Source organism: Aeromonas sp. QDB20, assembly GCF_027707805.1.
Lineage (GTDB): Bacteria > Pseudomonadota > Gammaproteobacteria > Enterobacterales > Aeromonadaceae > Aeromonas > Aeromonas dhakensis.
This window is the reverse complement of sequence record NZ_JAPCJC010000006.1, coordinates 292902-305331: the sequence shown is the minus strand read 5'-3', so window position 1 is coordinate 305331 and position 12430 is coordinate 292902. Positions and strand designations below refer to the sequence as shown.

The following is a 12430-nucleotide window of genomic DNA, read 5'->3' as shown; positions in this document are numbered from 1 at the left end:
CAGGTTAAGGGGTGTGATGGATAACAACAAAGAATAAAAATGTCTTTTTTATTCTATTACTGCATTAAAAAGGCGATGGAGAGGGTCGCAAGGCGACTCAGGTCGACAGGGTTCTCATGGTATAAAAGGCGATGAATGAGCCCGTATTACCCACACAGGAAGCGTGAATGTCGATCATCAGCTTGTTTCATGTCAATGCCTTCAGCAGGAACCCCTTTGGCGGCAACCCGGCGGTGGTGGCGCTGGGGCCGAGCCAGCCGGATGCCACCCTGCTGGCCATGGCGGCCGAGTTCAACCAGTCGGAGACCGCCTTTCTGGTGCCTTTGGGCCGGGCCCGCTACCAGCTGCGCTGGTTCACCCCCGAGCTGGAAGTGGATCTCTGCGGTCACGGCACCCTGGCGGCGGCCCATGTGTTGTGGCAGACGGGGGCGGTGGCTGAGGATGAGGTCATTGGCTTCGAGACCCGCAGCGGCGAGCTGCTGGCCCGGCGCGAAGGGGAGTGGATCTGGCTCGATTTCCCGCGCATTGCCCCGGCGCCGCTCGTTCTGGATCCCGCCTATGCGGCGGCGGTCGGTTGCCAGCCGTTGCAAATTCTGGCGGCCGGCGCCAAGTTCTTGCTGGAGCTCGCCAGCGAGGAGGAGGTCCGCGCGCTCAGCCCAGATTTTCAGGCCCTGCGCGCGCTGCCCGGTCGCGGCCTGATGGTGACGGCGCCCTCGCGTGATCCGGACCATGACTTCGTCTCCCGCTACTTCGCCCCCTGGGTCGGGGTAGACGAGGATCCGGTGACCGGCTCCAACCACTGCGCTCTGGTGCCCTTCTGGGCCGAACGGCTCGGCAAACAGCAATTGCGGGCCCGCCAGATCTCGGCCAGGGGCGGGGAGCTGCGGCTAGAACTGCAGGGAGATCGGGTGCTGATGGCGGGTCAGGCCGTCACCCTGTGGCAGGGGGCGTGGCTGTTGCCGCCAGCCTCATAAGTGCCAGACTGGCGGCGGATTGAGTGTTCGCCACACCGGTTTGTGCCCGCCATAAAAAAACGCCCCGCAGTGGCGGGGCGTTTTGATTGTCATGGACGGCAGCAGCGCTGCTACGGCCTTATGCCTGCGGCGCTTACTTTTGTGGACGCAGAGCCGGGAACAGAATGACGTCGCGGATGGTGTGGCTGTTGGTGAACAGCATCACCAGACGGTCGATACCGATACCCTGACCGGCAGTCGGCGGCAGACCGTGTTCCAGCGCGGTCACGAAGTCGGCGTCGTAGAACATAGCTTCGTCATCGCCGGCGGCTTTCTGGTCAACCTGAGCCTGGAAGCGCTCGGCCTGATCTTCCGCATCGTTCAGCTCGGAGAAGCCGTTGGCCAGCTCGCGGCCGCCGATGAAGAATTCGAAGCGGTCGGTGACGTCCGGGTTCTGGTCGTTGCGACGGGCCAGCGGAGAGACGGCGGCCGGGTACTCGGTGATGAAGGTCGGTTGCAGCAGCATGTGTTCCACGGTCTCTTCGAAGATCGCGGTGATCACGTGGCCCAGCTCCCAGCTCTTCATCAGCTCGATGTGCAGGCGCTTGGCGACGGCGGTGGCCTTCTCCAGGGTCGCCAGATCGTTACGGGTCACATCCGGGTTGTACTTCAGGATGGAGTCAACCATGGAGAGGCGCTGGAACGGCTGACCGAAATCGATGGTCAGGCCCTCTTCGCCCTCTTTGGCGTAACGGATCTTGGTGTCGCCCAGGATGTCTTGCGCCAGGGTGCGCAGCATCTCTTCGGTGAGATCCATCAGATCGATGTAGTCGGCGTAGGCCATATAGAACTCGAGCATGGTGAACTCGGGGTTATGGCGAACGGAGATACCTTCGTTACGGAAGTTGCGGTTGATCTCGTAGACACGCTCGAAGCCACCGACCACCAGACGCTTCAGATAGAGTTCCGGAGCGATACGCAGGTACATGTCGATGTCCAGCGCATTGTGGTGGGTGATGAACGGACGGGCAGAGGCGCCACCCGGGATGACCTGCATCATGGGGGTTTCCACTTCCATGAAGCGCTTGTCGTTCAGGAACTTGCGGATACCGGCCACGACCTTGGTACGGGTCACGAAGGTCTTGCGGGACTCTTCGTTGGCGATCAGATCCAGGTAACGCTGACGGCAGCGGGCTTCCTGGTCGGTCAGACCTTTGTGCTTCTCGGGCAGCGGGCGCAGGGCCTTGGTCAGCAGGCGAATGTCGGAGACGTGAACGGAGAGTTCGCCTGTGTTGGTGCGGAACAGGGTACCTTCGACACCCACGATGTCGCCCAGATCCCACTTCTTGAACTGCTCGTTGTAGAAGCCTTCCGGCAGGTCGTCACGGGTGACGTAGACCTGGATCTTGCCTGCCATGTCCTGCAGGGTGGCGAAAGACGCCTTGCCCATGATCCGGCGGGTCATGATGCGACCGGCAATCTTCACCCGTTTACCCAGTGCGGCCAGCTCGTCGGCGCTCTTGTCGCCAAACTCGGCGTGCAGATCGCCGGAGAGGTGGTCACGACGGAAGTCGTTGGGGAAGGGGTTGCCCTGGGCGCGCAAGGCGGCCAGCTTGGAACGACGCTCCTGCATCTCGTTGTTCAGTTCGAGAGTTTGGTCGACTTCCGGAGTGGTGGTTTGTTCAGACATGGTGATTCCTGCTGTTCTGTTTTTTTACAGGCCTGACTTCAGGCTAGCTTCGATAAACTTGTCCAGATCGCCGTCGAGTACCGCCTGGGTATTGCGGGTTTCGACGCCGGTACGTAGATCCTTGATGCGCGCATCATCCAGCACATAGGAACGGATCTGGCTGCCCCAGCCGATGTCGGACTTGGTCTCTTCGAGGGCTTGCTTCTCGGCATTCTGCTTCTGAATTTCCAGCTCGTAGAGCTTGGCCTTCAGCTGCTTCATACACTGATCTTTGTTTTTGTGCTGGGAACGATCGTTCTGGCACTGTACCACGACCCCAGTGGGAATGTGGGTAATACGTACCGCGGATTCGGTCCGGTTGACGTGCTGACCACCGGCGCCGGAGGCACGGTAGACGTCGATGCGCAGGTCGGCCGGGTTGATCTCGATGTCGATGTCATCGTCGATCTCGGGGTAGACGAACACGGAGCAGAACGAGGTGTGGCGACGACCACCGGAATCGAACGGTGATTTGCGCACCAGACGGTGCACGCCGGTCTCGGTGCGCAGCCAGCCGAAGGCGTACTCACCGGTGAACTTGATGGTGGCGGACTTGATGCCGGCCACGTCGCCTTCGGAGCATTCGATGAGCTCGGGCTTGTAGCCGTGGGCATCGCCCCAGCGCAGGTACATGCGCAGCACCATGTTGGCCCAGTCCTGGGCCTCGGTACCGCCGGAGCCGGACTGGATGTCGATGTAGCAGTCGGAAGGATCGTGCTGACCGGAGAACATGCGGCGGAACTCGAGGTCCACCAGCTTGGACTCCAGCACGTCGGCTTCGGCCACGGCTTCGTTGAAGGTATCTTCGTCTTCGCCTTCCACGGCCAGCTCGACCAGCATGGCCACGTCGTCAGCCCCCTGGGTCAGGGTGTCGATGGTGCCGACTACGTTTTCCAGCGCTACGCGCTCTTTGCCCAGCGCCTGTGCGCGCTCGGGTTCATTCCATACATCCGGCTGTTCCAGCTCGGCGTTGACCTCTTCCAGACGCTCTTTCTTGGCGTCATAGTCAAAGGTACCCCCTAAGCAGCTCGGTCCTCTCAGACAGCTCCTTAAGCTTGTTTAATACAGGATTGACTTCAAACATCGTGAAAACTCTCGGGGTCGATGTGATTTAAAAACGGGATATTCTAGCCAATTGTGGAAGGAATAAACAGGGTCGGCTGTCCTTGTGCGTGCCCGGTAGTCAATTTCTGGTGCAGTTTTCCCCAACTCGGTGGAAAATATCGCCCACCGCCCCATTTTCCGGTTCAGTTTTGTGCCGACGGGTCGTTAATAACTACGCAGTGCTGTGCACTTTTTGGGAAATCCTGTTCCTGACCTCCATAAGAAGAACGCATGATGAAAAATCTATCACTCAAGCAGAAGATACTGTTGTCAGTGGTCATCGCCCTCTCGCTGGTGATCCTGCTGCTCTCCTGGCAGAGCTATACCAGCCAGAAGTCCCTGTTGCTGCAAGGCAGTCAGGAACAGGTGCAACGCCTCGGCAACCAGCAGGCCGCCAGCGTCAGTGACTGGCTTGCTGCCCGTCGCGACGTCATTCAGGCGCTCGGCAACAAGGCCGGTGCCGAACCCCTCAACGCCCTGCAACAGGCGCAAGTCTCCGGCCGCTTCCAGCTCACCTACTTTGGTGAGAGCAGCGGCAAGATGAACGACTCCGATCCCTCCATCAATCGTGACGGTTACGATCCCCGCTCCCGCGGCTGGTATCAGGAGGCGATGGGCAAGGGTGGCATGATCGTCACCAAGCCTTACCTTGACGTGGCCTACAACATCATGGTGGTGACCCTGGCCCAGCCGGCGCAGGGCGGCGTGGTCGGTGGCGACCTCTCCATCGCCTCGCTGGTGGAAGACGTCACCAAGATGAAGCTGCCGGCCGACGGTTTCGCCATCATGATGCACAAGGACGGCACCGTCATCGCCTACAAGGACGCCGCCAAGGCGATGAAACCGGCCACCGAGATCGACAACGATCTGACCAATGCCCTGATCGAGCAGAGCAAGACCAGCAACAGCCTGGTGCCGGCCTACTTCGACGGCGAAGGGCGCGACAAGCTGCTGTGGGCGGTGGATATCCCCGACACCGACTGGGAGCTGGTGCTGGTGCTGGACAAGGAGACCCTGGAGGCGCCGCTCTCTTCCCTGCTGATGACCCAGCTCGGCCTGGCCCTGCTGGTGCTGGTGGGCAGCATCCTCGCCATCTCCTGGCTGGTCAGCCTGCTGCTCGGCCCGCTCGGCAAGGTCTCCCAGGCGCTGGCCCGCATCGCCGACGGCAACGGCGATCTGACCCAGCGCATCAAGATCGACACCAACGACGAGGTGGGTCAGCTGGCCAACAGCTTCAACCGCTTCGTCGGCAGCCAGCACCAGCTGATCGGCAACATCCGCCAGCTGGCCAACGAGCTGAACGCCGATGCCGAGCGCAGTCTGGTGACCAACCAGGCCGCCGTGGACGAGTTGCAGCGCCAGCAACAGGAGGTGACCATGGTCGCCACCGCCGTCACCGAGATGGCGAGCGCCACCATGGAGATCGCCGGCAACGCCGAGAACACCGCCGCCGCGGCCCAGCAGTCCGCCCAGAGCAGTGAGCAGGGCAAGATGCTGGTGAACCAGACCCGTCAGTCCATCAACGGTCTGGCCGAGGAAGTGGGGCAGGCGACCGAGGTGATCGGCGAGCTGAGCCGCCACGCCCAGGCCATCTCCGGTATCCTCTCCACCATTCAGGGCATCGCCGAGCAGACCAACCTGCTGGCGCTGAACGCGGCCATCGAGGCGGCCCGCGCCGGTGAACAGGGTCGCGGTTTCGCGGTAGTGGCGGACGAGGTACGGGTGCTGTCGCGCCGTACCCAGGACTCCACCCAGGAGATCCAGTCCACCATCGAGACCCTGCAGCAGACCACGGCCCGTGCGGTGAGCCTGATGCAGACCAGCCAGGGGCTGGCGGACAACAGCGTGAAAGACGCCGATGCCGCCGCCGCTGCGCTCGAAGAGATCACCCAGGCAGTCAGCCTCATCTCCGACATGGCGGGCCAGATCGCCACGGCCGCCGAGGAGCAGACCCAGGTGACCGGCGAGATTACCCAGAATACCACCGCCATCAAGGATGTGAGTGACGAGATCACCGCCGCCGCCATGCGCGATCTGGATCAGGCCGAGAGCCTCAAGGGGCGGGCCACCGACCTGAACAAGCAGGTCTCGACCTTTATCCTGTAAGTGCTTGAACGCGGCGAACACGGCCGCCATGACCAAGCCCCGCACTCGGCCGAGTGCGGGGCTTTTTGTTTATGGGTCTCGCCACGGCTATCCATGAAGGAAGTGGTGCAGAGAAGCTGGCGAGCAGAAATGGCAGAGCCCACCAGGGGGTGGGCTCTGTTCATATACGTCTGACGGGAAAGGAATTACAGGAAGGGCAGTGCCAGGAACAGCTTGATCACCATGGCGTTGATGATGTCGATGAAGAAGGCGCCCACCATGGGCACCACCAGAAACGCCAGGTGGGAGGGACCGAAGCGCTGGGTGATGGCCTGCATGTTGGCGATGGCGGTGGGGGTGGCCCCCAGGCCAAAGCCGCAGTGGCCCGCTGCCAGCACGGCCGCATCATAGTTGCGGCCCATTACCCGGAAGGTGACGAAGATGGCGTAGAGCGCCATGGCCACGGTCTGGGCCGCCAGCAGGATGAAGATGGGCAGCGCCAGGTTGGCCAGATCCCACAGTCGCAGGCTCATCAGCGCCATCGCCAGGAACAGCGACAGACTGACGTTGCCGAGCAGAGAGACTTCGCGGTCGCTCACCTCGTGCCAGTTGAGCAGGGTCAGCACGTTGCGCAGCAGCACGCCGACGAACAGCACGCAGACGAACACTGGCAGCTCGAAGGCGCCGCCCTTGAGATAGGCGGAGAGCATCTCGCCCCCCTTCAGGCTGATGGCGATCAGCGCCAGGGTCTCGATCAGGCTGAAGGTGGTGAGCGGGCGCTCCATGTCCGGCATCTCGAAGCCTTGTGGCGCGTCGTCCCGGTTGTGCTCCTCGCCGGGCACCTGCACCTTCTTCACCAGATAGCGGGCCACCGGACCACCGATCAGGCCCCCCAGCACCAGGCCGAAGGTGGCACAGGCGATGGCGAGCTCGGCGGCGGATTGCACCCCGTACTTCTCGGTGAAGGTGGCGCCCCAGGCCGCCCCGGTGCCGTGGCCGCCGGAGAGGGTGATGGAACCGGCCAGCAGCCCCATGTGGGGATCCAGGCCGAGCAGGGTGGCCAGACCCACCCCCAGGCTGTTTTGCACCAGCAGCAGGCCGGTGACCACCAGCAGGAAGGTGAGCACCGCCTTGCCGCCGCGCTTGAGGCTGGCGAGATCGGCGGAGAGACCGATGGAGGCGAAGAACGCCAGCATCAGCGGGGTTTGCAGGCTGGTATCGAACTGCAGCTCCATCTGCAGGGTGGAGCGCAGCAGCAGCAGCACCAGGGCGACCACCAGGCCGCCGGCAACCGGTTTGGGGATGTTGAAGGTGCGCAGCAGCCCGACTCGGGTCACCAGCAGACGACCGAGCAGCAACACCAGGGTGGCTGCGACCAGGGTGGCGTAGGAATCAAGTTGTAGCATTCAGTACTCCCATGTTGATTGGCTGTGTCTTTCGTTGATGCAGACTCACAGATTCAGCCGGGATAAAAACAGTGTGGCTCAGGTGCCAACAAAGAAGGGGCGCCATGCCCCCGCCCCACGTAAGAATGGGACCGGTGCGGGCCTGAATTGATCAGGCATCCAGATGAGATTTATGAAAAATCGAGCGGATAGTAGCAAAAAACACCACTTATATCCACATTTGTCAGATAAATGGTCGCTCATTGTGTTTGTTGTGAAATTTAACACTATCGGGTTGGTCGCGGTGCAAGCCGGGGTGAGGGCTATTTCCTGGCTGTCATTTGGGGCGCCAGTCCCTATAATTCGGCGGTTTTTGGCCCGCGGACGGCACTGGTGGGATGTGAGCCGGCAGCCTGGCGCGCTATCATGTGCGGGCTTTCGGCCCATGGCGAATGCGGCAGGCAGTCTATGCCACCGTTTCGTCCAGTTTGAGCCACGATTCGCGGCTGTTGTGCCCATCAAAGAGGAGAGGGTGTGAAGAAGTCCATCTATATCGCCTACACAGGCGGCACCATAGGGATGCAGCGTTCCGACCACGGCTATGTGCCGATGGCGGGTTTCATGGAAGACTGTCTGGCGCGGATGCCCGAGTTCCATCGTCCCGAGATGCCGGATTACCATATTCACGAATATGCGCCCCTCATCGACTCTTCCGACATGACGCCGGCGGACTGGCAGCGCATCGCCGAGGACATTCGTGACAACTACGAGAAATACGACGGTTTCGTCATCCTGCACGGCACCGACACCATGTCGTTCACCGCCTCGGCGCTCTCCTTCATGCTCGAAGATCTGCACAAGCCGGTGATCATTACCGGCTCCCAGATCCCGCTCGCCGAGCTGCGCTCCGACGGTCAGCAGAACCTGCTCAATGCCCTCTACATTGCGGCCAACTACCCGATCCACGAGGTGACGCTGTTCTTCAACAACCAGCTCTATCGCGGCAACCGCAGCAAGAAGGTGCACGCCGACGGCTTCCACGCCTTCGATTCGCCCAACTACCCGCCGCTGCTCAACGCCGGCATCGCCATCTCGCTGGAGGCTGGCGAGCTGGATGTGCCCTCCGAGCGGCCGCTGGTGCTGCACGACATCACCCCTCAACCCATCGGCGTGGTGACTCTCTATCCCGGCATCTCGGCCGAGGTGATTGCGAACATCCTGCAGCAGCCGGTGCGGGCGCTGATCCTGCTCTCCTTCGGGGTGGGCAATGCGCCGCAGAATCCGGCCATGCTGGCGCTGCTCTCCGAGGCATCGGCGCGTGGCGTCATCATCGTCAACCTGAGCCAGTGTCTGCACGGCAAGGTCAACATGGGGGGCTATGCCACCGGCAACGCCCTGTCGCGCGCCGGGGTCATCTCGGGCTTTGACATGACCGCCGAGGCGGCGCTGACCAAGCTGCACTTCCTGCTGAGCCAGGATCTGCCGGCGCCGCGCATCCGCGAGCTTATGCAGCAGTCCCTGCGGGGTGAGCTGACCCCCTGACTGGTTCCCCCTCACCCTCTCCCAGCGGGAGAGGGGATAGCTCGAGGTGCTGTTGGCCGCGAAGCTTGCCATGAAGATCGCCGGCAGGTGGCCCGCTTACTGTTAGCAGGTGCGTGCTAGCTCCCTTCTCCCCTGGTGGGAGAAGGGCCGGGGATGAGGGGGATGAGTCATCCTGCATATAGAGGAAAAAAGAGGGGAGCCATTATGGCTCCCCTCTTTCGTTTCGTTACCGCGATAGGTGACGTGCGGCCTGCCTCAGTGGCTGAGGTCGACCCGCACTATCTCTTCCTCGTCGCGATACTGGCGCTTGAGCTCGCTCTTGCTCTTCATCACGATCTCGCCGTCACGGCCGATGTTCATGTGCTCGGGGTTGTCGAGGTGCATCGCCTGCCAGGCCATCACGGCCTGCAGCGATGTGGCCTTCTGCTCGTCGGTGAGCGGCTTGCCATCAGGCCACTTGCCGAGCTCGACCGCCGTCTTGAGGCGTTCGTACACCTCTTTGGGCATCTGCCTGATTGCTTGCAAAAACTCACCTTGTTGAAACGACATCCGGCCTTCTCCTTGCACATTGAGCCATGACGAATCGGGATCAGACCGGTAGATCCTGGCGGACTGCGCCAGCCATCTGCTCCATCACCCGCACTACCTGACAACTGTACCCGAACTCGTTGTCATACCATACGTAGAGCACGCAGTGATCCCCCTCGGCGATGGTGGCCTGGGAGTCGACGATGCCCGCAAAGCGGGAGCCCACCATGTCGGAGGAGACCAGCTCGGTGCTGGCGCTGAAGTCGATCTGGCGATGCAGGGCAGAGCTCAGCGCCATCTGCTGCAGATAGGCGTTGAGGCTCTCCCGATCGGTGGTCTGTTCCAGCGAAAGGTTGATGATGGCTAGCGACACGTTGGGTGTAGGCACCCGGATGGCGTTGCCGGTCAGCTTGCCCTTGAGCTCGGGCAGCGCCTTGGCCACCGCCTTGGCGGCGCCGGTGCTGGTCATCACCATGTTGAGGGCCGCGCTGCGACCGCGTCGCTCGCCCTTGTGATAGTTGTCGATGAGGTTCTGGTCGTTGGTGTAGGAGTGGACCGTCTCCACGTGACCGTGGCGGATACCGTACTTGTCCTGCATCACCTTGAGCACCGGGGTGATGGCGTTGGTGGTGCAGGAGGCGGCGGAGATGATCTTGTCATCCGGGCCTATTACCTCGTGGTTGACCCCGAACACCACGTTCTTCATCTCCCCCTTGCCGGGAGCGGTCAGCAGCACCCGGGCGGCGCCGCGCGCCTTGAGGTGCTCGGACAGACCCGCCTCGTCACGCCAGACGCCGGTGTTGTCGACGATCAGCGCATCGTGAATGCCGTAGGCGGTGTAGTCGATGTCGGCCGGGCTGTTGGCGTAAATCACCTGGATGAAGGTGCCATTGGCGATGATGGCGCTGCGTTCCACATCCACTTCGATGGAGCCGTTGAAGGGGCCGTGTACCGAGTCACGGCGCAGCAGGCTGGCACGCTTCTCCAGATCTCCATCGCGACCGCCGCGCACCACGATGGCGCGCAGGCGCAGGGAGTTGGCGGCGCCGGTGCGCTCGATCAGCAACCGGGCCAGCAGACGGCCGATGCGGCCGAAGCCGTACAGCACCACGTCGGTCGGAGCCGGTACGCCGCGACCCAGGGCCGGTGCCAGCTTGGCACGCAGGTAGTCGTCGATGCCGGCTTCATCCTGGTGATCCTGCCAGTAACCCACGGCCAGTTTGCCCAGATCGATCTCGGCGGCGGTCGGGTTCAGGGCCAGGATGGCTTGCAGCAGGGGAAAGCTCTGTTGGATCGGGAGGGGGGCTCCCTGGTGGCGGCGAACGACCCGGTGGGCCTTGAGGATATCGATGGTGGAGGCGTTTTGTAGCGGGCGGCCGAAGATGGTGATCTCGATCCCTTGCTGACGGTAGAGGCGACCGATCAGGGGTTGCATGGCTTCGGCGAGCTCCTGGCTCTCCTGCCACGCCTGCAGATAGTGCTCGTGGGTCATTAACCAGATCCTTTATTTCACGTTGTTGGGGCAAATAGAAATTCGTCGAATGCAGATCAGTGTAGGGGTGTATATTTCGTTATATTATTCTGCAGTCGCGGCCTTATACGGCGCGCGCATTGTAATGGATATGTAATTCGTTTGCTAGCCAAGGGTGGCTATAGCGGGCTGCAATTGTTACCAACAAGATGTGAACCATGACCCCTTTTCCAGCTAGAACCCTGCTGTTCGGCCTCTGTTGCGGCCTGGTGCTTACCGCCTGTGACGATGACAGGATCCACAACATCTGTGCCAACTATCCGGCCCTCTGTCAGGATCTGGTGGACGACGGCTGGTGTCGTTACGAGCGCAGCGACATCATCCGGGCTCGCTACTACCTGCAGGCGGAGCAGACGGAGCGGCATCAGTACGAGTTGATGCGCAGCCTGGAGCGCTATCTCAAGTGTGCCGAGCGCTCCACCAACATCGAGTACAAGCGGGCCCGCGAGCAGAAGAGCCCGCGGGTGGAGGGGATGCTGGCGGCTGGCGACCAGCTGGCCCAGCTCGATGCTGCTACCCGCAACGCCAAGGATCCCTATCTGCTGCTCTGGCACTGGACCAACAACACCAACGAGCTGGCCCGCCAGCAGTTTCTGGCGCTGGAGGGGCAGCCCGCGCTCGAGGAGCCCGAACTGCAGCTGGCGCTCGGGGGCATCTATGCCAAGCGCGAGCCGCAAAAGGCCATCGCGCTGATGCAGCACGCCCTCTCTCTCTACCGGGAAGGGGATCAGGTGAACGGCCGCATCCTCACCTCCCTCAGCACCCTCTACATGGGCCAGAAGGAGTACGGGCAGGCCTATCTGTGGGGCAAGGTGAGCGAGTCGTTCCAGAACGCCGCCGAGGTGTCGGCCAGCCGTTTCAGCCTCTACCACTCCCTGAGCAAACAACAGCAGGAGGGTCTGGACAGCCAGGCCGCCATCCTGGTCGAACAGCTGAAAAGCGGAACCTATCGTCCCTGAGTCCTGATGAACCACATTGAACCTCTGGCCAGCGACTGGCCGCACCCCTTCGATATCCGGCTCACCCACGGCCGGGTCAATACGGATGGCCGCCAGCTGGAGCGGGTCACCGCCCGGGCCATCGTGCTGCGTGGCGACCAGCTGCTGCTGGTGCACTCCAGTGTCAACGGCGATCTCATGTTTCCCGGTGGCGGCATCGAGCACGGCGAGTGCCACAACACGGCCCTGGCCCGCGAGCTGCGCGAAGAGTGCGGCGCCGAACTGGTGGCGGTCGGCGCCCTGCTCGGGCAGACGCGGGAGTACCGTCCGGCCCGCGAGACCGACTACGACGCCTACTGCATCCGCTCCTTCTACTACCTCTGTCAGGTGGGGGAGAACTGGAGCGAGCCGCGGCCCCAGCCCTACGAGATAAGGCTCGGCTTCACCCCCGGCTGGTTCGAGCTGGCCGAGGCGCTGCAGACCAACAAGACCCAGCTGGCGGGCTCCTGCCCCCAGTGGACGGCGCGGGAGACGCGGGTGCTGGCCGAACTGCAGCACTGGCACGGTGCCGGCCTGTTGGGCTGAGTACTTTCACTGCACCAAAAAAAAACCGCCGATTGGCGGTTTTTTTGCGT

The 12430-nt window shown here is 62.2% G+C and carries 10 protein-coding genes; 5 read left to right on the top strand and 5 right to left on the bottom strand.

Annotated features, from left to right (window positions below; translation table 11 throughout):
* Positions 1 to 167: 167 nt before the first annotated feature.
* On the top strand, positions 168 to 974 hold the full coding sequence (locus PG897_RS10550) for a PhzF family phenazine biosynthesis protein (protein WP_043170313.1): 807 nt from the start codon (positions 168 to 170) through the stop codon (positions 972 to 974).
* 133 nt (positions 975 to 1107) lie between these two features.
* Here PG897_RS10550 and lysS read toward each other — a convergent pair whose 3' ends face one another.
* Positions 1108 to 2643, bottom strand: a complete 1536-nt coding sequence (gene lysS / locus PG897_RS10545) for a lysine--tRNA ligase (protein ID WP_043170311.1) — start codon at positions 2641 to 2643, stop codon at positions 1108 to 1110.
* 24 nt (positions 2644 to 2667) lie between these two features.
* Positions 2668 to 3766 (bottom strand): peptide chain release factor 2 gene (prfB, locus tag PG897_RS10540; RefSeq protein ID WP_099358782.1). Its coding sequence is split into 2 segments (ribosomal slippage): positions 2668 to 3690 and positions 3692 to 3766, totalling 1098 coding nucleotides; the frame shifts between segments, so codons are not numbered across the junction.
* 254 nt (positions 3767 to 4020) lie between these two features.
* Between prfB and PG897_RS10535 the strand changes: the two genes are divergently transcribed.
* Positions 4021 to 5892 (top strand): methyl-accepting chemotaxis protein, encoded by a 1872-nt coding sequence (locus tag PG897_RS10535; protein WP_017780299.1) that lies wholly within the window; start codon positions 4021 to 4023, stop codon positions 5890 to 5892.
* Between the two features lie 185 nt (positions 5893 to 6077).
* On the opposite strand, the gene gltS is transcribed toward PG897_RS10535, so the two are convergent.
* Entirely contained in the window at positions 6078 to 7277 is a 1200-nt protein-coding gene (gene gltS, locus PG897_RS10530) for a sodium/glutamate symporter (protein WP_005297985.1), read from the bottom strand.
* Between the two features lie 513 nt (positions 7278 to 7790).
* On the opposite strand from gltS, the gene ansA reads away from it, so the two are divergent.
* Positions 7791 to 8798: an asparaginase gene (ansA, locus tag PG897_RS10525; protein WP_043170309.1), complete on the top strand. Its 1008-nt coding sequence runs from the start codon at positions 7791 to 7793 to the stop codon at positions 8796 to 8798.
* 255 nt (positions 8799 to 9053) lie between these two features.
* On the opposite strand, the gene PG897_RS10520 is transcribed toward ansA, so the two are convergent.
* Both PG897_RS10520 and PG897_RS10515 read right to left on the bottom strand, forming a co-directional pair.
* The gene (locus PG897_RS10520; protein ID WP_017766723.1) at positions 9054 to 9347 is read right to left on the bottom strand and encodes a YeaC family protein; all 294 of its coding nucleotides are present in this window, start codon (positions 9345 to 9347) and stop codon (positions 9054 to 9056) included.
* Between the two features lie 40 nt (positions 9348 to 9387).
* Entirely contained in the window at positions 9388 to 10818 is a 1431-nt protein-coding gene (locus tag PG897_RS10515) for a glyceraldehyde-3-phosphate dehydrogenase (protein ID WP_102988105.1), read from the bottom strand.
* A gap of 197 nt (positions 10819 to 11015) precedes the next feature.
* Here PG897_RS10515 and PG897_RS10510 point away from each other — a divergent pair, with 197 nt between their 5' ends.
* A complete protein-coding gene (locus PG897_RS10510) occupies positions 11016 to 11816 on the top strand; it encodes a DUF2989 domain-containing protein (protein ID WP_005297998.1) in 801 nt (266 codons plus the stop codon).
* Positions 11817 to 11822: 6 nt separating this feature from the next.
* Positions 11823 to 12380 (top strand): NUDIX domain-containing protein, encoded by a 558-nt coding sequence (locus PG897_RS10505; protein ID WP_201882013.1) that lies wholly within the window; start codon positions 11823 to 11825, stop codon positions 12378 to 12380.
* Positions 12381 to 12430 lie beyond the last annotated feature (50 nt).